Source organism: Streptomyces luomodiensis, from assembly GCF_031679605.1.
Classification (GTDB): Bacteria; Actinomycetota; Actinomycetes; order Streptomycetales; family Streptomycetaceae; genus Streptomyces; species Streptomyces luomodiensis.
On sequence record NZ_CP117522.1, the window covers coordinates 2998538 to 3018439 of the forward strand.

Sequence of the window (19902 nt, forward strand, 5' to 3'; positions counted from 1 at the left end):
CACGATGTGTGCATCGTACTTTCACGCGGCCGGTCACGGACCCGAGCGTTCCGCGCCCGCCGTGGCGCCTTCGGGAGGTCCATACCCCTTGGGGGTAAGCTGCCGATCATCACGATGATCAAACAGTCGGATAATGATCATAACGGCCAGAGCGACCAGAACGGTCAGATGGAGGCGGCGATGCGCCGTCGGAGCCCCTCACCCCTCACCCCACCCCTCAGCCGGTCGCCGGCGCGCCGCACGGCACGCACAGGCCGTATAGAGCGGCGCGTCGGCCGCCCGCCCTCCCGGCGGGGCGGCGGACGCGCCGACCCTCACCCATACGGCACACATCAGCATTGGGGTACCGACTCATGCACGAAAAGACTCGCCGTGCCGTACTCGGCACGGGCATCGCCGCCGCCGGCAGCGGTCTGCTCCCGGCCTGCGGCTCCCCCGCCCCCCACCGCGCCAAAGACCACGACGGCATGGACGGCGCCCGCAGGGGCGCCCCCGGCAGGGCCGGCGCGCCCGCGAGCGACGTCCCGCCCGCCTACATCTCCCCGCACGGCCCGGAGGTCGCCGAGCGGGAGCGGAAGCGGGACCCGGGGCCGGTGCGGCGGTTCCGGCTGACCGCCACCGCGACCACGCTGGACATCGGCGCCCGCAAGGTGACGTCCTGGGCCTTCGAGGACCAGGTGCCGGGCCAGGAGATCCGCGTGACCGCGGGCGACACGATCGCGCTCACCCTCGCCAACAACCTGCCGCAGTCCACCACGCTGCACTGGCACGGCATCCGGCTGCGCAACGACATGGACGGCGTCCCGGGGGTGACCCAGCGGCCGATCAAGACCGGCGCCGCCTTCGACTACCGCTTCACGGCGCTCTACCCGGGCACGTACTGGATTCATCCGCACTCGGGCCCCCAGCTGGACCGGGGGCTGTACGCACCGCTGATCGTGGAGGATCCGAAAGAGACGCTGACATACGACAAGGAGTGGGTCGTCGTCCTCGACGACTGGCTCGACGGAGTGGGCGGCCGCACCCCGGACACGGTGCTGAAGCAGCTCAACGGCGGTAAGGCCGCCCATGCGATGGACGACGACGGTAAGGGCGACGCCGAGGAGGCGGCCAAAGGGGCCAAGGCGGCAGACAAACGTGCGGACAAGGGCGCCGCGAAGGGCGGCCGGGCCCGGCCCTCGGCCCGGCACGAGGCCGCGCCGATGGAGAGCGCGCTGCTGGGCGGCCACGCGGGCGATGTCACCTACCCCTACTACCTGGTCAACGGGCGCAGCCCGGAGTCCCCGCAGGTCTTCCGCGCCAAGCGCGGCGACCGGGTCCGCATCCGCATCATCAACGCGGGGGGCGACACCGCCTTCCGCGTCGCCCTCGGCGGCCACCGGATGACCGTCACCCACACCGACGGCTATCCCGTCGTGCCGGCCGAGACGGACGCGCTGCTGCTGGGCATGGGCGAGCGCTACGACGTTCTGGTCACCGTCAAGGACGGGGTCTTCCCGTTCGCCGTCCTCGCCGAGGGCAAGGGGCGGTCCGCGCTGGCGGTGCTGCGCACCCGCGGCAAGGAGCCCGTAAGGTTCCCGCGCCCCAAGGAGTTGGACGGCACGCTGCTCACCGCGGCCGGGCTGAAGGCGGCCGAGGAGGTGCGGCTGGCGCCCAAGGACCCCGACCGCATCATCCGGCTGCGGCTCACCGGCTCGATGCGGAGGTGGGACTGGGCGATCAACGGCCGGCCGTACGATTCCTCGCAGCGCTATCCGGTGCGGTCCGGGGAACGGGTCCGGCTGTCCTTCATCAACGGCACCGACATGTGGCATCCGGTGCATCTGCACGGCCACACCTTCGCGCTGCCGGACGGCGGCCCCCGTAAGGACACCACGATCCTGCTGCCGCACCACAAGGTGAACGTGGACCTCGACGCCGACAACCCCGGACTGTGGATGGTCCACTGCCACAACGTCTACCACTCGGAGTCCGGGATGATGACCATCCTCGGTTACCAGAAGTAGCCACCGCGGCGGAGCAGACCCGGCCCCGGAGCGCAGGGGCCGGGCGGGCGGGCGCCTTCGGATCGGGCGGGCGCCACCGGGGCCGGGCGGGCGTGAGCAGGCAGACAGAGACACCCCCGGCTATCGCGTCAGACAGACGATTACACTGGGCCCGTGCCTCAACTTCGCCTCGCTCTGAACCAGATCGACTCGACCGTCGGAGACCTCGCCGGCAACACCGAGTCGATACTCCACTGGACCCGGCACTCCGCCGAGCAGGGCGCCCATCTGGTGGCGTTCCCCGAGATGGCGCTGACCGGCTACCCCGTCGAGGACCTGGCGCTGCGCTCGTCCTTCGTCGAGGCGTCACGCTCCGCGCTGCGCTCACTCGCCGAGCGGCTGGACGCCGAGGGACTGGGCGAGGTGCCGGTGGTCGTCGGCTATCTCGACCGCAGCGAGCGCGCCCGGCGGTACGGCCAGCCGGCCGGCTCACCGCAGAACGCGGGCGCCGTGCTGCACCGGGGCACGGTCGCCCTGACCTACGCCAAGCACCATCTGCCGAACTACGGCGTCTTCGACGAGTTCCGCTACTTCGTGCCCGGCGACACCCTGCCCATGGTGCGCGTCCACGGCATCGACGTGGCACTCGCCATCTGCGAGGACCTGTGGCAGGACGGCGGCCGGGTGCCGGCCGCCTGCACGGCGGGGGCCGGGCTGCTGCTGTCGATCAACGCCTCGCCGTACGAGCGGGAGAAGGACGACACCCGGCTGGACCTGGTGCGCAAGCGGGCCCAGGAGGCGGGCTGCACCACCGCGTACCTGGCGATGATCGGCGGCCAGGACGAGCTGGTCTTCGACGGTGACTCGATCGTCGTGGACCGGGACGGCAAAGTCATCGCGCGGGCCCCGCAGTTCGCGGAGGGGTGTGTGCTGCTCGACCTCGATCTGCCCGCCGCGGACCCGGGCTCCGTCCCCGAGGGGGTCGTGGACGACGGGCTCCGCATCGAGCACGTCACCCTCTCCGCCGACCCGCTCCCCGCGTACGAGCCGGAGCTCGCGGGCGGCGAGGCCGAGCGGCTCGGGGACGACGAGGAGATCTACACGGCGCTGGTCGTGGGGCTCCGGGCCTATGCGGCGAAGAACGGTTTCCGCAGTGTTCTGATCGGGCTCTCCGGCGGGATCGACTCCGCCCTCGTCGCCGCCATCGCCTGTGACGCGGTCGGCGCGCAGAACGTGTACGGCGTCGCCATGCCCTCGCGCTACTCCTCCGAGCACTCGATCGCCGACGCCACCGAGCTGGCGCGGCGCACCGGGCTCAACTTCCGTACGGTCCCGATCGCCCCGATGTTCGATGCCTATATGGGCGCCCTGGGCCTGACCGGGCTGGCCGAGGAGAACCTCCAGTCGCGGCTGCGCGGCACGATGCTGATGGCGATCTCCAACCAGGAGGGCCACATCGTCCTCGCCCCGGGCAACAAGTCCGAGCTGGCCTGCGGCTACTCCACGCTCTACGGGGACTCGGTCGGCGCGTACGGCCCGATCAAGGACGTCTACAAGACGTCCATCTTCCGGCTGGCGAAGTGGCGCAACCGCGCGGCGGAGGAGCGGGGCCAGACCCCGCCCATCCCCGAGAACTCGATCACCAAGCCCCCGAGCGCCGAGCTGCGCCCCGGCCAGGTCGACACCGACTCGCTCCCCGACTACGACGTCCTCGACCGCATCCTGGAGCTGTACGTGGACCGGGACCAGGGGCGTGCGGAGATCGTCGCCGCGGGCTACGACGACGCGCTGGTGACCCGGATCCTGCGGCTGGTCGACACGGCGGAGTACAAGCGGCGCCAGTACCCGCCGGGCACGAAGATCTCCGCGAAGGGCTTCGGCAAGGACCGCCGACTGCCGATCACCAACCGCTGGCGCGAGCACGTGTGAGCCGGTTCCGGCCCCGGGCACCACGCCTGGGCGTCCAGGAACCCGCTGATCAGGCCCAGCCACTCGGCGGGCGCCTCGACCTGGTCGATCGCGCCGGGCGGCACGGAGGCGCGGCCGCCCTCGACGACGGCGGCCGGCTCCTCGGGCGTCATCCGGTCCGGACAGGGCGCGCCCGCGCCGACGAGCGCCGTCCAGCGGACGGCCGGCTCCCCGGTGCCCGAACGCCACCGGCACAGCCAGTCGCCGCCCCGTAGCCGCGTCCGGACGCCGGGGAAGGTCGCGGTCAGCTCCAGCGCATACGGGACAAGGCCCCCGCCGGTGGCGGGGGCCTTGTCCCGTAGTGCCGTCGGGCCGGGCGCTCAGCGCACCTCGGACAGCTGCGGCGTCGACTCGCTGCTCGCGACGACCCGCGAGCCGCTCGCCGGGGTCCGGTCGGTCAGCCCCGCGATCAGGGCGATCGACAGACCGACCACCGCGAGCACCGCGCCCACCAGCGTCGGGGAGGTCCAGCCCCAGCCCGCCGCGATGGCCACGCCGCCCAGCCACGCGCCACCGGCGTTGGCGAGGTTGAAGGCGGAGTGGTTGGAGGCGGAGGCCAGCGTCGGGGCGTGCTGGGCCTTGTTCATCACCAGCATCTGGAGCGGGGTGGTGGTCATGAAGCCGACCGCGCCCAGCACCACGACCGACAGCAGCGCCGCCCACTTCACATGCACCGTGAAGTCGAAGACCACGAGCATGGCGGCCAGCGCCGCCAGCGAGCCGTAGAGCGTGGGCCGCAGCGCCCGGTCGGTCAGCGGACCGGCGGCCAGGGCGCCCAGCGTCATGCCGATGCCGAACAGCGCCAGCACCAGGGTGACCGTCGACTCGCCGAAACCGGTGACCTCGGTCACCATCGAGGCGAGGTAGCTGTAGACGGCGAAGACGCCGGCGAAGCCGAAGACGGCGGTCAGCAGTCCCAGCACCACCTGCCGGTCGCGCAGGGCACCGAGCTCCTGGCGCAGTCCGCCGTGCTGGTCGTGGGAGATCTGCGGGACGAGCCGGGCCAGCGCGGACATGGCGACCACGCCGATGCCGGCGACGACCAGGAAGGTCGCCCGCCAGCCGAGGTGCTGGCCGAGCAGGGTGGCCACGGGGACGCCGACGATGTTGGCGATCGTCAGGCCCAGGAACATGGTGGCGACCGCGCGGGCCCGCCGGTCCTCGGTCACCAGCCGCGCGGCGACGACCGCGCCGACGCCGAAGAACGCGCCGTGGGGCAGTCCGGCGAGCACCCGGCCCGCGATCAGCAGGCCGAAGCTGGGGGCGAGGGCGGAGGCGAGGTTGCCCACCGTGAAGAGCGCCATGAGCAACACGAGCATCCGCTTGCGCGGGATACGGGAGCCGAGAGCGGTCAGCAGCGGAGCGCCCACCACGACCCCGATGGCGTAGGCGGAGACGAGGTATCCGGCCGTGGGCACGGAGGTGCCCAGATCGTTCGCGACATTGGGCAGCAGGCCCATCATCACGAATTCGGTAGTACCAATGCCGAAGGCGCTCACAGCAAGGGCGAGCAGGGCCAGGGGCATGAGAGACCTTTCAAACGAAGGAGAAACGTGCAGAGGATGCGTATGTTCTCTAGCTGAACAAACTCTCTCACGGCAGATGTTCCCGAAGAGGATCCCCAGATGAACAGCACGTAAGATCTCGCCGGGCGCCCCGTGAGTTGGGTCACCCGGGAGCGCCCCGAGCCCCCTGCCCCTGCCCCCTACGTCCCCTGAGTCCCCCGGAAGCTCAGTAGTCGACCGACGCCGCCACCGGAAGGTGATCGCTGCCGGTCTTCCCCAGTGTCCACGCCGAGACCGGGTCCACCCCCCGCACCATGATCTGGTCGATCCGCGCCATCGGGAACGAGGCGGGCCAGCTGAAGCCGAAGCCGTCGCCCGCCGCGCCCTGGGCGGACCGCATCTGCGCGGTGACGGGGGCGAGCGCCCGGTCGTTCATGGTGCCGTTCAGATCGCCGAGCAGGATCACCTTGTCGAGCGGCTCGTGGGAGATGGCCTCGCCCAGCGCCTCGGCGCTGGCGTCGCGCTGTTCGGCGGTGAAGCCCGCGTTGAACTTCACCCGCACCGAGGGCAGGTGCGCCACGTAGACACCGACCTCACCGTGCGGGGTGCGCACCGCGGTGCGCAGCGCCCGGGTCCAGCCCAGCTTGATGTCCACCGGCTTGGTGCCGGACAGCGGGTACTTGCTCCACAGCCCCACCGTGCCCTGCACGGTGTGGTAGCGGTAGCTGTCCGCCAGCGCCCGCTCGTACCGGGGCACGGCCGTGCTGGTCAGCTCCTCCAGCGCCACCACGTCGGCGCCCGAGGCGGCCACGTCCTTGGCGGTGCCCGAGGGGTCGGCGTTCTCCGCGTTGACGTTGTGGGTGACGACGGTCAGCTCGCCGCCGCTGCCGGACTTGTCGGAGAACATCAGCCCGCCGAAGAGGTTCAGCCAGACGGCGATCGGCAGCACCAGGGCCAGCACGGCGCTCGCCGACCGCCGCACCAGGCCGAGCACCAGCAGCACCGGAAGGGCCAGGCCCAGCCACGGCAGGAAGGTCTCCAGCAGGGAGCCGAGGTTGCCCACGCGGTTGGGCACATCCGCGTGGAAGATCATGACCAGGGCGAGCAGGATCGCGATCGCCGCCAGCACCAGCCCGCGCCGCCACAGCCCGCGATCGTTCCGCAGCCGGTCGAGCAGGCGGCCGATCCGGGAGCCCGATGGCTGGGGCGCGTCGTCCCCGAGCTGTCGTGTCTCCTGCGTGTACGCCTGCGTCATTCGCTGTCCCTCACTGCCTCAACTACCGCGCCTTGGGCTACGACCATAGGTGATGACCAGGGGCTTTCCCGGCGCCCCCTGGGGCGCTCCCGGTTGGAGGACGTCATGGTCCGGGCCGGGAGTTCCGCGACCGGGCGCGGACGGGACTGTTGTGACACAACAGGCACAAACCGCTCAGTCGCGTGGCGAGACCCCGGCGAGGACCGTGTCGACGATCCGTTCGGCCAGCCCTTCGGGAAGTTCCTTCCACTCGTGGAGCATGGCACGGGAGAGCATCGGGCCGGTGAAGAGGTCGGCGAGCAGCTCCAGATCCACATCGGCGCGGATCTCACCGCTCTCCCTCCCCCGCCGCAGCACGGCGCGCAGGCTCGCGCGGCGGGCCGCTATGACATTCTCGTCGTAGGCCCGCCACAGCTCCTGGTGCGCGTGCATCTGGGTGACGACGGTGCGCAGCAGGGCGGAGTGGCGCTTGGCGAGCCCGCGGCGGCGCATGAACTCCAGGACGGTGACGAGGTCGTCGCGCACCGAGACCCCGGCCGGCTCCGGGCTGGGCTCCTCCAGGGAGCGCAGCACGTCGAGCATCAGCGCGTCCTTACCGGGCCAGCGGCGGTACACGGTGGCCTTGCCGACGCCCGCCTCGCGGGCGATCCTCTCGATCGACAGCCCGCCGACCGAGGCGCCCTCCTCCAGCAGCCGCAGGGCGGCCTCGATGATCGCGGCGTCGGTGGCGGGGCTGCGGGGGCGGCCGCGCAGTTTGGGTACGGAGGGTACGGAGCTGTCCGGGACGGTCATCGGTCGGCCGACGCCTCCTCCCGCGGACCCGTCCGCCCGCTGTCGGGGGCCTGTCCGGAGGCGTCCTTGCCGGGCAGGAAGGCCAGCACGACCAGCGCGCCGAGGAGGGCGACGCCCGCCGAGCCGAGCGCGGTGACGTGCATGGCGTGCACGAAGGCGTCCTGCGCCGGGCCCACCAGCGTCTGACCCCTGGGCCCCAGCTTCTCGGCGACGGCCAAGGTGGCCTCGACGGACTCGCCCGCCGAGCGCCGTACGGAGTCGGGCAGTCCGGGCACGGCGGCCAGGGTGTCCCGGATGCCGTCGCGGTAGGCGGCGGAGAGCACCGAGCCGAGCACGGCGACCCCGAGCGCGCCGCCGACCTGCCGGAAGGTGTTGTTCAGCGCCGAGCCGGAGCCGGCCTTCTGGCGCGGCAGCGCCTGCATGATCGCGGTGGTCACCGGCGGCATGATATGCGCCATGCCGGAGCCCTGTGCGAAGAACAGCACCTCCAGCACGAAAATCGGGGTGTCCACGCCCAGCAGCAGGAACCCGGACATGGTGGCGGCCACCAGCAGCATGCCGCCGGTGCACACCGCGCGGGCGCCGAACCGCTCCACGACCAGCCGGGCACGCGGCGCGAAGAGCAGCTGCGCCACGGCCAGCGGCAGGATCAGCAGCCCGGATTCCAGCGCGCTGTAGCCGCGCACGCTCTGGGTGTAGAAGACCATGAAGAAGGTCACGCCCATGAGGGCGAAGAAGACCAGGGCGACGGCGGCGATGGCGGCGGAGAAGGCGGAATTGCGGAAGTAGCCGACGTCGATGGCCGGGTGGTCGCTGCGCTTCTCGTGCACCACGAACAGGGCCAGGACGACGAGTCCGGCCCCGATGGAGCCCAGCACCTGGGCGTCGGTGAAGTCGGCGAGCTGACCGCCCTTGATGATGCCGTAGACCAGCAGCACCAGCCCGACCACGGACAGCAGCACCCCCAGCGGGTCCAGCCGGCCGGGCGCGGGGTCCTTGGAGTCGGGGACGAGCACCACCATCGCGATCAGTCCGGCGATCACGATCGGCACATTGACGAAGAAGACCGAACCCCACCAGAAGTGCTCCAGCAGCAGCCCGCCGGTGATCGGGCCGATGGCGATGGCCAGGCCCACCGCGGCGACCCAGATGCCGATCGCCTTGGCCTGTTCCTCGCGTTCGAAGACATTGACCAGGATGGCGAGGGTGGCGGGCATCACGAAGGCGGCGCCCAGGCCCATCACGGCCCGGAAGCCGATGAGTTCGGCCGGCGAACCGGAGAAGGCGGCGAGCACCGAGCCCACGCCGAACACCGCCATCCCGCCGAGCAGGACCTTCTTACGGCCGAGCCGGTCGCCCAGCAGTCCCGCGGTGAACAGCAGCCCGGCGAAGACCAGCGTGTAGGAGTTGATCGCCCACTCGAGCTGACTCTGGGTGGCGCCGAGCCCGGTGGGCTTCGGTGAGGCGATGGTCTTCATCGCCACGTTGAGTATCGAGTTGTCGAGGACGACGACCAGGACGCTGACCATCAGGACGACGAGGATCGCCCAGCGCCGCCGGTGGACCGCCTCGGGAACGGCGGACCCGGCCGGGGCACCCTGGGTGCTGGAAGGGGTTGCCATGCCGTCCAGGCTAGGCAGCTTCCGATACGAGACCGTCTCGTATCGGAAAGTATGGAAAAGACTTTGCGAGGGTTTGGGGCCGACGGGGCGAGGGCCCCCACCACTTTCGTCCCGGCAGGAGCCGTGCCAGCATGGGGGTGGTCCGGGGACGCCGTCAGGGCGCCTCGAGATGATGAACAGGAGCCGTAGCGATGACGCACGTCAGCCCTGCGCGAAACCAGTCCGACAAGGCGCTCTACGGGGGCACGAGCTCCCGCCGCATCACCGTCCGGGACATCGCGGCCGCCAAGGAGCGCGCCGAGAAGTGGCCGATGCTCACCGCCTACGACGCGATGACAGCGTCCGTCTTCGACCAGGCGGGCATCCCGGTCCTGCTGGTCGGCGACTCGATGGGCAACTGCCACCTGGGGTACGAGTCCACCGTGCCCGTCACCATGGACGAGATCGCGCTGCTCTCCGCCGCCGTGGTCCGCGGCACCAAGCGCGCCCTGGTCGTCGCCGACCTGCCCTTCGGCTCGTACCAGGAGGGCCCGGTGCAGGCGCTGCGCAACGCCACCCGGCTGGCCAAGGAAGCGGGCGTGGGCGCGGTGAAGCTGGAGGGCGGGGAGCGCTCCGCCGACCAGATCGAGCTGCTGGTCCAGTCCGGCATCCCGGTCATGGCGCACATCGGCCTGACCCCGCAGTCCGTCAACGCCTACGGCGGTTACCCCGTCCAGGGGCGCGGCGAGGAGGCGGCCCAGCAGCTGCTGCGGGACGCCAAGGCGGTCCAGGACGCGGGCGCCTTCGCGGTCGTCCTGGAGCTGGTCCCGGCCGAGCTGGCCGCCGAGGTGACCCGGTCGCTGCACATCCCCACCGTCGGCATCGGCGCCGGTCCGGACTGCGACGGCCAGGTCCTGGTGTGGACGGACATGGCGGGCATGACCGACGGCCGGGTGCCGCGCTTCGTCAAGCGGTACGCACAGCTGCGCCAGGGCCTGGGCGACGCGGCGCGGGCCTTCGCCGAGGACGTGGTCGGCGGGGCCTACCCGGCCGAGGAACACTCCTTCCACTAGGGGGCACGCTCCGCCGGGGAGCGCTCCTTCCAGCAGCCGGCAAGAGCCACTGCGGTACAACGGCAGCCCGCCGATCTTCCCCCGTCGGCGGGCTGTCTGCCGCGTGTCGGTGGTCTGTCGGTGGCGCCTGGCATCGTGGTGGCATGACGCGAGGGGAACACAGGATCAGAGACGGCAACGCCGTCGAAGTACGGGGGCTGGTCAAGCACTTCGGTGACACCAAGGCCGTCGACGGGGTGGACCTGGACGTGCCGGAGGGCACCGTCCTGGGTGTGCTGGGCCCCAACGGCGCCGGTAAGACCACACTGGTGCGCTGCCTGTCCACCCTGCTGGTGCCGGACGCCGGCACCGCGGTGGTGGCCGGGTACGACGTGGTGCGCCAGCCCCGCCAGCTGCGCCGCACCATCGGGCTGACCGGGCAGTACGCCTCGGTCGACGAGAAGCTCCCCGGCTGGGAGAACCTCTACATGATCGGGCGGCTGCTCGACCTCTCCCGCAAGGAGGCGCGGGCGCGGGCGGACGCCATGCTCGAGCGGTTCTCGCTCACCGAGGCGGGCAAGCGGCGCGTGCGCACCTACTCCGGCGGTATGCGCCGCCGGCTCGACCTGGCCGCGTCCATGATCGGCCGGCCCTCGGTGCTCTATCTGGACGAGCCGACCACCGGTCTGGACCCGCACGCCCGCAACGAGGTGTGGGACGAGGTCAGGCGGATGGTCGCCGACGGGGCCACCGTGCTGCTGACCACGCAGTACATGGAGGAGGCCGAGCAGCTCGCCGACCACCTGACGGTGATCGACCGGGGCAGGGTCATCGCCGACGGCGGGGTGAACGAGCTCAGGGCCAAGATCGGCGGCCGCACCCTGCAAATCCGCCCCTCCGACCCCGGTGAGCTGCACCGGATGGTCGGCGCCATCACCCAGGCGGGGCTCGACGGCATCGGCGGCGCGACCGCCGATGTGGCGGAGGGCCTGGTCAACGTGCCCATCGCCAGCGACGAGCAGCTGACCGCCCTGATCGGGCTGCTCGGTCAGCGCGGTTTCGCGATCGCCGGAATCGACACCCATGTGCCCAGCCTGGACGAGGTCTTCCTGGCCATCACCGGCCGGAAGGCGTCCGCACTGCAGGACGGCAAGACGCTGGACGAGGTCGTCGCGTGAACGCCGCGCACCTCGATGTCACGAGCAGCCGCCGACGCGGCGGGACGAACGGAGGGGACACAGCATGACCGCGGCCACGACGACCGCGCCCGTGCCGGGAAAGAGCGACGCCCGGATCGGGCTCCGGGCCAATCTGCGCCATATCGGCGCGCTGGTGCGGCGCTACTTCATGCAGATCCGGTACGAACCGTTCTCGATGTTCGACGCCCTGGCGACGCCGATCGTCTTCTCGCTGCTGTTCACCTATGTCTTCGGTGGCGCGATGACGGGCGGCAACCGGAGCGAGTACGTCAACTACTTCATTCCCGGTCTGATGGCGATGGGCGGGCTCAACATCGCGATGTCGATCGGCACCGGCGTCAGTGACGACTTCAACAAGGGCGTCATGGACCGCTTCCACACGCTGCCGATCGCCCGCTCCTCGGTGCTGATCGCCAAGCTGGTCGTGGAGAGCGGCCGGATGCTGGTGTCCACCGTCATCCTGCTGATCATGGGCTTCATCATGGGCTTCGAGCTCGAGACCGGGCCGCTGGAGCTGTTGGCCGCGGTGCTGCTGGCCCTGGTCTTCGGATCCTCACTGACCTGGATCTTCATGCTGCTGGGGATGTCGCTGCCCACCCCGCAGGCGGTCAGCGGTATGGGCTTCATCGTGATCATGCCCCTACAGTTCGGCTCGTCCATCTTCGCCCCGACCGCCACCATGCCGGACTGGCTCCAGTCCTTCACCGAGTACAACCCGCTGTCCCGGCTCGCGGACGCCGCACGGGCGCTGACCAGCGGCCGGGGCGCGGTGGCGGAGCCAGTGACGGTGACCTTGATCTGGGCGCTGGCCATCACGGTGATCGTGGCGCCGCTCGCGGTGCGCAAGTTCCGCGACAAGACCACCTGACGGCCCGCGGCCCCGCCACGGCTCTTGCCCCGCGGCCCCGCCGGAGGGCCGCGCCGCACGGGAGGCGGCGCGACCCTCCGGCGTCGCCCCAGGCGCGGTCAGCGCCCTGCACCACCCGGCGGCGCCTGAACCAATCGGCCGTGGGCGGGACCACCGGGCCGTGCGCAGGCCCCCTGCGGGCCGGTACGCGGGTCCCCGGCCGGTATGCGAGACCCCGACCGGTACCCGGGCCCGAGCCACGCGCGGCCCCAAGCCGTACGCAAGACCCCCGGGCCAGCGGGCAGGCCCCCGGGCCGTGGGCGGGGCCAGTCAGAGCAGGGTGAGCGCCTCCTCCAAGGTGAGGCCGGTTCCCTCGGTGTAGGCCCGCTCGTACGCGGCATCCCCGAGCTCGGCCCGCACCGCGGCCTCGGTCCGCTCCCGGCCCGTCCGCTCCGTGGCGGCGCGCCGGTAGGACTGGGGCGTGCGCAGTGTGTCGTAGGCCCCCACCAGCCGCGCCGCGGCCGTGGCCCGCTCCGCGCCGCCGAGGCCGCTCAGCGCCTCGGCCGCGGTCAGCAGTTGCATCACCGGGATGAACGGCGCGACCAGCCCGGTCATCCGGTGGGACGTCTTCGCCAGGGCACCGCGGACCGTCGTCAGGGCGTCGCCCGGCCGTTCCTCCAGCAGGTCCAGCCCGGCCAGCATCCCCTCCACCATGCCCTCGAACAGCCGCAGCGCCCGGGTCGCGAACTCCCGGCGCAGCGAGGTCAGGATCGTCCGTGCCTCGGTGAGGCGGCCCGTGGCGGCACAGTGCTGCGCCAGATGGATCCGGGCGTACGACAGCGCCTCGGCGCCCACGTGCTGCCCCTGCTCGACCACCTCGCGCAGCATCCGCTCGCCCTTCGCGACCTGTTCGCCCTCCCCGAACTCCACGAACAGCCCGGCCAGCCGGGACCGCAGCAGCAGCACCTGCTCATGGGCCCCGAGGTCCTGGGCACAGCGGATCGCCGCACGGTAGTCCTCGGCCGCGGCGGCGGCCGCGCCCCGCCGCTCCCGGGCCTCGGCACGGCCGGACAGCGCCTCCGCCGCGCCCCACGCGTCACCGAGCCCGCGGAAGATCTCCAGGCTTTCGTCGGCGTCGCCGGCCGCGTCCTGGTCCCGGTCGCTCCGCTCGTTGTTGTCGATCTTGGCGCGCAGCTGGAGGGTGAAGGCCAGCTCCCAGGCGTAGCCCAGCTCCCGGCAGGTGCGCACCGCCGCGTCGGCCATCTCCCGCATCAGGGTGAAGTCGCCCTTGAGGAGCACCGCGAAGAACCACAGGGCACCGGGGAGACGGCAGGTCTGGGGCAGGCCGGGCCGGTAGGCGGAAACGATTCCCTCCAGCTCGCCGTGTGTCCCGTCGTCCGCCATGGCCTGGAGGTCGCCCTCGATGTTGGCCAGCGCGAACAGCCGCACCCCCCGCCGCGCCTCGACCAGCAGCTCGGGTGCCATCGGCGGCGGGGCGGCGGTGCAGCTGACGTACAGCGGCGGTGCGGGCGTCACGGGCGGTGCGAAGGGGCTCGGCCCGAGCGCCGCCGCGGCGACCGCCCAGTGCCGCGCTTCGCCGCGGTGGCCGCGCAGATGCCAGAACCAGCCGAGCGAGAGCACCAGGCACAGCGCCTCCTGCTCGTCACGGGCGGCCACGGCCCGGCGCAGCGCGGTGCGCAGATTCTCGTGCTCGGTCTCCAGCCGGTCCAGCCAGTGGCGCTGCGCGGGGCCGCGCAGCAGCGGATCGGCGGTACGGGCCAGCTCCCGGTAGGCGACCAGATGGCGCCGTTCGACCGCCGCCCGCTCACCGGACTCGTCCAGCCGCTCGGCCGCGTACTCGGCGACGGTCTCCAGCAGCCGGTAGCGCATCTCCCCGTCCGCGCCCGGTGCGGCGACGACGAGCGATTTATCGACAAGGGAACCCAGTAGCGCGGCCACATCGCGGGACTCCACGGCCCCGCAATCCCCTACCGCGTCCTGTCCGACCTGCCCTTCCGCGTCCTTCCCGGCGTCCCCTCCCGCCTCTCGTTCGGTGTCCCCGCACACCGCCTCCGCCGCGGCGAGATCGCAGCCGCCGGCGAAGACGGACAGCCGGGCGAGCACCGTGCGTTCGGGGGCGTCGAGCAGGTCCCAGGACCAGTCGACGACGGCTCGCAGCGTCTGCTGGCGGGGCAGCGCCGTACGGCTGCCGCTGGTCAGGATGCGGAAGCGGTCGTCGAGGCGGTCGGCGAGCTGCCGCGGGGTGAGCAGCCGCAGCCGGGCGGCGGCCAGCTCGATCGCCAGGGGCAGCCCGTCCAGGCGCCGGCAGATCTCGGCGCACGCGGCCGGATCGTCCTCGGTACGGAAACCGGGCCGGGCCGCCGCGCCCCGGTCCTGGAGCAGCCGCAGCGCGACGGGGTCGGGCAGCGGTTCCACCGGACGCACCAACTCGCCCGGCACCGCGAGGGGTTCACGGCTGGTGGCCAGGATGGTGACCCCGGGGCACTGGGCGAGCAGGGACTCCGCGAGGTGGGCCGCGGCCTGGACGAGGTGTTCGCAGTTGTCGAGCACGATCAGCATGCGGCGCGGGGCGCAGTGCTCGATGAGCCGGGTGCGTGGATCGCGCACGGCCGGATCGGTCGCGGCGCGCAGCCCTTCCGTCGCCGTGCCGAGGATGACGGTCTCGCGCGCCCCGAGCGCGGTGAGGACCGTCTCCGGAACGGTCTCGGGGTCGTCGACGGGCGCGAGTTCGGCCAGCCACACCCCGTCCGGCCAGGCGGACGCCACCGACTCGGCGGCCTCCTGCGACAGCCGCGTCTTCCCGGCGCCGCCGGGCCCGAGGAGGGTGATCAGCCGATGGCCCGCCAGATCGCGGCGCAGGGTGCGCAGATCGGACTCGCGCCCGACGAAGCTGGTCAGCCGGGCCCGCAGATTGCCGCCGCCGGTCCGGGCAGGGGCGGACGGCACAGGGGCGGGAGCGGACGGCACGGGGGCGCCCGCACCGGGCTCCGCCAGCAGCTCGGCGTGGAGCGCCCGCAGCTCCGGACCCGGATCGGCGCCCAGCCGCTCGGCGATCTCCGTACGGATCGCCTCGTACGCCGCCAGCGCCTCCGCCGTACGGCCCACGTCCCGCAGGGCGCGGATGCGCAGCGCGTGCAGCGGCTCGTCCAGGGGGTGGCCGTCGCAGAGGCCGGTGAGCGCGGGGAGGGCCTGCTCGGCACGGCCGAGGGCGAGGTCGGCGGCGAGCCGGCCGCGCCGCGCGGCCAGCCGCCGCGCCTCGGCACGGGCGGCGGGCGCCCCGGCGTCGGGCAGATCGCTGAGCGCCGGCCCGCGCCACAGCGCGAGGGCGTCGTCGAGCAGATCGACGGCCTTGGCCGGATCGCCGTCGGCGAGGGCGCGGGCGCCCTCCTCCGCGAGCCGTTCGAAGCGGTGCAGATCGACGTCGTCGGGGTGGGCGCGCAGCCGGTATCCGCCGGGGACGGACTCCACGGCGTCCTTGCCGAGCGCCCGCCGTAGCCGCCCGACCAGGGCCTGGAGCGCGCCCTGCCCGTCGGCGGGCGGATCGGTGTGCCAGATCTCCCCGATGAGCACCCCGGTGGTCCGGGCCCGGCCGGGCGCCAGCGCCAGCGCCGCCAACAGCGCGCGCAGCCGCGCCCCGCCGAGCTCGACGGGGGTGCCGTCGTCTTGGCGGGCCTGGGTGGTGCCGAGGATGCCGTAGCGCACGGGCCCATTCTGGTGGATGGCCCGCCCGGCGGGGCATCAGCCTCAACCGCGCGGGAACCGACGACGGGTCCGGGCCCGGCCCTCCGGTCGCCGGCCGGGCTCTCGATCCGCTCGCCGGGCGCCCCGCCCGCGTGGCCCTGGTCACGTCCGTTTCCCCTGGCCCGGAACTCCGTGCACGCTGTTCATCGTTCCTCTGCCAGCAATCACCAGCCGTATGGAGACCCCACCCGATGACCACCGCAGTCAGCCGCCACGACCGGCGCGTCAGTCCCGTCTTCCTCGGTCTGGTCGCGATCATGGCCGTGTCCGCGTGGGCCGTGTGGACGGAGTACTCCGCGAGCCCCGGCTTCGCCGTCTTCCTGTTCGTCGTCTCCGGCTGGGTCGTCTCCCTGTGCCTGCACGAGTACGCCCATGCGCGTACCGCGCTGCACGGCGGGGACCTGACCATCGGGGCGAAGGGCTATCTGACCCTCAACCCGATGAAGTACACGCATGTGGCGCTGAGCATCGTGCTGCCCCTGGTCTTCGTGATCATGGGTGGCATCGGGCTGCCCGGCGGGGCGGTCTTCATCGAGCGGCACCGCATCCGGGGCCGCTGGAAGCACAGCCTGATCTCGGCCGCGGGCCCGCTGACGAACGTACTGTTCGCGGCGGCCTTGACGGCCCCGTTCTGGCTCGGCGCCACGGACCGGGTGCCGGAGCTCTTCCGCTACGCGCTCGCCTTCCTGGCGCTGCTCCAGGTCACGGCGGCGATCTTGAACTTCCTGCCGGTGCCGGGCCTGGACGGCTACGGGGTGATCGAGCCGTGGCTGTCCTACCGCATCCGGCGCCAGGTCGCGCCGTACGCGCCGTTCGGGCTGCTCGCGGTCTTCGGCATCCTGTGGATACCGGAGGTCAACCAGGTGTTCTTCGACGCGATCGACGCGGTGATGCGGGCCCTGGGCGTATCGGAGTGGGAGACCTACTGGGGTCAGGAGTTCTTCCGCTTCTGGCAGGGCGAGCCCCAGCTGCCCGGCTTCGGCTCCTAGAGCCTGCCCGGCAGGGCTTCAGGGATCAGCTCGTGGCGCCCGCGCCCGCGCCCTCGCGGTCGGCACGGTCGGCGCGGGCCTTGCGCAGGTAGTACCAGGCCATGTTGGACGAGATACCGGCGATCAGGACCCAGACGATCCCGAGCCAGCTCCCCCGCGCGAAGGACACGACGGCCGCGGCAATGGCGAGGACGCAGACGGCCAGGGTGTAGAGGGCGAGGCGGGGCATGGGGTCGGCTCCTGTCGGGGGGTGTGTCACTCCCCCACATTGTCCCCCATGCACCGCCTAAGGGGCCGGGCGCCCCGGTGGAGCGGACGCGTGGGCGCCCTCAGATGTCCGTGACGCGCAGGCCGGCGTGGGCCTTGTAGCGACGGTTGACCGAGATCAGGTTGGCCACCAGGGACTCCACCTGGTGGGCGTTGCGCAGCCGGCCCGCGTAGACGCCGCGCATCCCCGGGATGCGGTTCGCGAGCGCCTGGACCAGATCGGTGTCGGCGCGCGACTCCCCCAGGACCATCACATCGGTGTCGATCTGCTCGACCTCGGGGTTCTGGAGCAGCACCGCCGAGAGGTGGTGGAAGGCCGCGGTGACCCGGGAGTCCGGCAGCAGGGCGGCGGCCTGCTCGGCGGCGCTGCCCTCCTCCGGCTTCAGGGCGTACGCGCCCTTCTTGTCGAAGCCCAGCGGGTTGACGCAGTCGATGACGAGCTTGCCGCTGAGCTCCTCGCGCAGCGACTCCAGCGTCTTGGCGTGGCCGTCCCACGGGACCGCGACGATGACGACATCGCTGCGGCGCGCGCACTCGGCGTTGTCCGCGCCCTCGATGCCGAGCTCCGCGCCGCCCAGTTCGCGCGCCGCGGTCTGCGCGCGCTCGGCGGCGCGTGAGCCGATGATCACCTTATGGCCCGCCCTGGCCAGCCGGTAGGCGAGGCCACGGCCCTGGTCACCGGTGCCGCCCAGGACGCCGACGGTCAGACCGGACACATCGGGGAGGTCCCAGGGGTCCTTGGCGGGGGCCTTCTTCGCGGGTGCGTCGGATCCGGGATGCGCGGCGTGAGGTGCGTCAGGAGTAGTCATGACAGCGATACTGTCACGCGCCGCGCTCCGCTTCGGGGTGACATCTCTTACGCCGTGACGCCCACCTGCCGTTACGCCTTGACGCTCCCCTCCGTCAGCCCCGTGCGCCAGTACCGCTGGAGGACGCCCATCAGCACCATCAGCGGCAGCACGGACAGCAGCGCCCCGCCGACCGTGTACTGGTACAGCTCCGGCTGCCGGTCCGCGTACCCCTGCCAGGAGGTCAGGCCGAGCTGGATCGGATAGAGGTCGGAGTCGGAGAGCATGACCAGCGGCAGGAAGAAGTTGTTCCAGATGTGCACGAACTGGAACAGGAAGACGGTGACCAGCGCCGGGGTCATCAGCCGCAGCCCCAGGGTGGAGAAGATCCGGGCCTCCCCCGCACCGTCGATCCGCGCCGCCTCCAGGAGGGAGCCCGGGACGGCGGCGGCCGCGTAGATCCGGCAGAGGTAGACCCCGAAGGGGCTGACCACGCTGGGGATCAGCACCGCCCAGTAGGTGTTGGCCAGGCCGATCTCGCTGAAGAGGAGGTAGAGCGGGAGGGCGAGCGCCGTGCCCGGGATCAGCACGCCGGCCAGGATGACGTTGAAGATCCCCTCCCGGCCGGGGAAGCGGAACGTGGCCAGGGCGTAGCCGGCCGCGGCCGACAGCAGGGTCGCGGCGAGCGCGCCGACGCCCGCGTACATCAGGCTGTTGGCGAACCACCGGACGTAGACGCCGTCGTCGTAGCTGAGCACCCGGTGCAGATAGTCGAGCGGATGCGGGTCGTGGAACCAGAAGCCGAAGGTGCCGAAGAGGTCGCTGCTGGACTTGGTGGAGGAGACAACGAGCCAGTAGACGGGGGTCAGGAAGTAGATCGCGGCGACGGTGAGCAGCGCGACGGTGACGATCCGGTGCCGCAAGGGGGGTTGGGACAGGTCGTTCGGTTTGCTCATCCCCGCTCACCGTCCTTCCCCCGCTGTCCCACGAGCCGGAGGAACCCGAAGGACAGCACACAGGCGACGAGGGCGAGCAGCACCGCCTCGGCTGCCGCGATGTGCTGGTTGTTGCTGGTGAACGCCTCGTTGTAGGCGGCCAGATTGGGGGTGTAGCCGGAGTCGATGGAGTTGCTCAGCGGTTTGAGCACCTTCGGCTCGGCGAAGAGCTGGAGCGTGCCGATGAGGCTGAAGACGGTGGTGAGCACGAGCGCGGGCCGGATGAGGGGGAGTTTGATGTGCCGGGCCACCTGCCAGGCACTGGCCCCGTCGATCCGCGCCGCCTCGTACAGCTCCCCGGGTATCGCCTTGAGCTGGGCGATCAGCACCAGCATGTTGTAGCCGGTGAACTGCCAGGTGACGATGTTGGCGATGGACCACAGGACCGCCCCGCGGCCCAGGAAGTCCACGTCCCAGCCGGCCGAGTGGGCCATCTCCACCAGCGGGCTGATCCCGGGGACGTAGAGGAAGCCCCACAGGATCGAGGCGATCACACCGGGCACGCCGTACGGCAGGAAGAAGGCGGTCCGGAAGAAGCCGACCCAGCGTGCGGAGGCGGCCTCCAGCAGCAGCGCGAGCGCGGTGGCGAAGGCGATCATCACTGGGATCTGGACGGCGCCGAAGAGCAGCACCCGTCCGAAGCCCGCCGTGAAGCGGTCGTCCTGGAGGGCGTGTGCGTAGTTGGACAGGCCCGCCCACACCTGGGTGGTCTCGCCGCCGAGGCCGAGCGGCCCGGTGCGCTCGACCTTCAGCAGGCTCTGGTAGAGGGCGTAGCCGATGGGGGCGATGAAGCACAGCAGGAAGAGCGCGAGGAAGGGCAGCAGGAACCCGGTCGCGGCTCGGGCGCCGCGCGCCTCGGTCCGGGTGAGGCGGCGGGGGCGTGCTCTCATCCGCCGC

At 71.9% G+C, this 19902-nt stretch carries 15 protein-coding genes; 6 read left to right on the forward strand and 9 right to left on the reverse strand.

The window, feature by feature from the left end; all coding sequences use genetic code 11:
* Positions 1–353 precede the first annotated feature (353 nt).
* Together PS467_RS12870 and PS467_RS12875 are read left to right on the forward strand one after the other, a co-directional pair.
* Positions 354–2006, forward strand: a complete 1653-nt coding sequence (locus PS467_RS12870; RefSeq protein WP_311035382.1) for a multicopper oxidase family protein — start codon at positions 354–356, stop codon at positions 2004–2006.
* Positions 2007–2159: 153 nt separating this feature from the next.
* Positions 2160–3914: an NAD+ synthase gene (locus PS467_RS12875; protein WP_311035383.1), complete on the forward strand. Its 1755-nt coding sequence runs from the start codon at positions 2160–2162 to the stop codon at positions 3912–3914.
* 359 nt (positions 3915–4273) lie between these two features.
* Here the strand turns inward: PS467_RS12875 and PS467_RS12880 are convergent, their stop codons facing one another.
* The 4 genes from PS467_RS12880 to PS467_RS12895 form a co-directional block, all read right to left on the reverse strand.
* Positions 4274–5479: an MFS transporter gene (locus PS467_RS12880; protein WP_311035384.1), complete on the reverse strand. Its 1206-nt coding sequence runs from the start codon at positions 5477–5479 to the stop codon at positions 4274–4276.
* Positions 5480–5684: 205 nt separating this feature from the next.
* Positions 5685–6713 (reverse strand): endonuclease/exonuclease/phosphatase family protein, encoded by a 1029-nt coding sequence (locus tag PS467_RS12885; RefSeq protein WP_311035385.1) that lies wholly within the window; start codon positions 6711–6713, stop codon positions 5685–5687.
* A 174-nt stretch (positions 6714–6887) separates the two neighbouring features.
* On the reverse strand, positions 6888–7505 hold the full coding sequence (locus PS467_RS12890; protein WP_311035386.1) for a TetR/AcrR family transcriptional regulator: 618 nt from the start codon (positions 7503–7505) through the stop codon (positions 6888–6890).
* Positions 7502–9127, reverse strand: coding sequence for an MFS transporter (locus PS467_RS12895; RefSeq protein ID WP_311035387.1), 1626 nt, complete (start codon positions 9125–9127; stop codon positions 7502–7504). The genes PS467_RS12890 and PS467_RS12895 overlap by 4 nt, the downstream gene beginning before the upstream one ends.
* A 191-nt stretch (positions 9128–9318) precedes the next feature.
* Here PS467_RS12895 and panB point away from each other — a divergent pair, with 191 nt between their 5' ends.
* The 3 genes from panB to PS467_RS12910 all read left to right on the forward strand — a co-directional run bounded on the left by panB (position 9319) and on the right by PS467_RS12910 (position 12225).
* Positions 9319–10179 (forward strand): 3-methyl-2-oxobutanoate hydroxymethyltransferase, encoded by an 861-nt coding sequence (panB, locus tag PS467_RS12900; protein WP_311035388.1) that lies wholly within the window; start codon positions 9319–9321, stop codon positions 10177–10179.
* Positions 10180–10322: 143 nt separating this feature from the next.
* Positions 10323–11336, forward strand: a complete 1014-nt coding sequence (locus tag PS467_RS12905) for an ATP-binding cassette domain-containing protein (RefSeq protein WP_311035389.1) — start codon at positions 10323–10325, stop codon at positions 11334–11336.
* Positions 11337–11400: 64 nt separating this feature from the next.
* On the forward strand, positions 11401–12225 hold the full coding sequence (locus PS467_RS12910) for an ABC transporter permease (RefSeq protein ID WP_311035390.1): 825 nt from the start codon (positions 11401–11403) through the stop codon (positions 12223–12225).
* A gap of 309 nt (positions 12226–12534) precedes the next feature.
* On the opposite strand, the gene PS467_RS12915 is transcribed toward PS467_RS12910, so the two are convergent.
* Positions 12535–15927, reverse strand: a complete 3393-nt coding sequence (locus tag PS467_RS12915) for an ATP-binding protein (protein WP_311035391.1) — start codon at positions 15925–15927, stop codon at positions 12535–12537.
* Positions 15928–16157: 230 nt separating this feature from the next.
* Between PS467_RS12915 and PS467_RS12920 the strand changes: the two genes are divergently transcribed.
* The gene (locus PS467_RS12920) at positions 16158–16955 is read left to right on the forward strand and encodes a site-2 protease family protein (RefSeq protein WP_311035392.1); all 798 of its coding nucleotides are present in this window, start codon (positions 16158–16160) and stop codon (positions 16953–16955) included.
* A gap of 25 nt (positions 16956–16980) precedes the next feature.
* Here the strand turns inward: PS467_RS12920 and PS467_RS12925 are convergent, their stop codons facing one another.
* From PS467_RS12925 to PS467_RS12940, 4 genes are all read right to left on the reverse strand, one after another.
* On the reverse strand, positions 16981–17184 hold the full coding sequence (locus PS467_RS12925; protein WP_311035393.1) for a hypothetical protein: 204 nt from the start codon (positions 17182–17184) through the stop codon (positions 16981–16983).
* 100 nt (positions 17185–17284) lie between these two features.
* A complete protein-coding gene (gene npdG / locus PS467_RS12930; protein ID WP_311035394.1) occupies positions 17285–18031 on the reverse strand; it encodes an NADPH-dependent F420 reductase in 747 nt (248 codons plus the stop codon).
* A 71-nt stretch (positions 18032–18102) separates the two neighbouring features.
* On the reverse strand, positions 18103–18966 hold the full coding sequence (locus PS467_RS12935; RefSeq protein WP_311035395.1) for a carbohydrate ABC transporter permease: 864 nt from the start codon (positions 18964–18966) through the stop codon (positions 18103–18105).
* Positions 18963–19895 carry a carbohydrate ABC transporter permease gene (locus PS467_RS12940; RefSeq protein WP_311035396.1) on the reverse strand — a complete coding sequence of 311 codons (933 nt, stop codon included), beginning with the start codon at positions 19893–19895 and terminating at the stop codon, positions 18963–18965. The genes PS467_RS12935 and PS467_RS12940 overlap by 4 nt, the downstream gene beginning before the upstream one ends.
* Positions 19896–19902: the final 7 nt, after the last annotated feature.

Coding starts and splice junctions, on each gene's coding strand:
- PS467_RS12885 (WP_311035385.1), bottom strand. CDS start 6,713: ATGACGCAGGCGTACACGCAGGAGACACGACAGCTCGGGGACGACGCG.
- PS467_RS12935 (WP_311035395.1), bottom strand. CDS start 18,966: ATGAGCAAACCGAACGACCTGTCCCAACCCCCCTTGCGGCACCGGATC.
- PS467_RS12920 (WP_311035392.1), top strand. CDS start 16,158: ATGACCACCGCAGTCAGCCGCCACGACCGGCGCGTCAGTCCCGTCTTC.
- PS467_RS12940 (WP_311035396.1), bottom strand. CDS start 19,895: ATGAGAGCACGCCCCCGCCGCCTCACCCGGACCGAGGCGCGCGGCGCC.
- PS467_RS12925 (WP_311035393.1), bottom strand. CDS start 17,184: ATGCCCCGCCTCGCCCTCTACACCCTGGCCGTCTGCGTCCTCGCCATT.
- PS467_RS12895 (WP_311035387.1), bottom strand. CDS start 9,127: ATGGCAACCCCTTCCAGCACCCAGGGTGCCCCGGCCGGGTCCGCCGTT.
- PS467_RS12910 (WP_311035390.1), top strand. CDS start 11,401: ATGACCGCGGCCACGACGACCGCGCCCGTGCCGGGAAAGAGCGACGCC.
- PS467_RS12890 (WP_311035386.1), bottom strand. CDS start 7,505: ATGACCGTCCCGGACAGCTCCGTACCCTCCGTACCCAAACTGCGCGGC.
- PS467_RS12905 (WP_311035389.1), top strand. CDS start 10,323: ATGACGCGAGGGGAACACAGGATCAGAGACGGCAACGCCGTCGAAGTA.
- panB (WP_311035388.1), top strand. CDS start 9,319: ATGACGCACGTCAGCCCTGCGCGAAACCAGTCCGACAAGGCGCTCTAC.
- PS467_RS12880 (WP_311035384.1), bottom strand. CDS start 5,479: ATGCCCCTGGCCCTGCTCGCCCTTGCTGTGAGCGCCTTCGGCATTGGT.
- npdG (WP_311035394.1), bottom strand. CDS start 18,031: ATGACTACTCCTGACGCACCTCACGCCGCGCATCCCGGATCCGACGCA.
- PS467_RS12870 (WP_311035382.1), top strand. CDS start 354: ATGCACGAAAAGACTCGCCGTGCCGTACTCGGCACGGGCATCGCCGCC.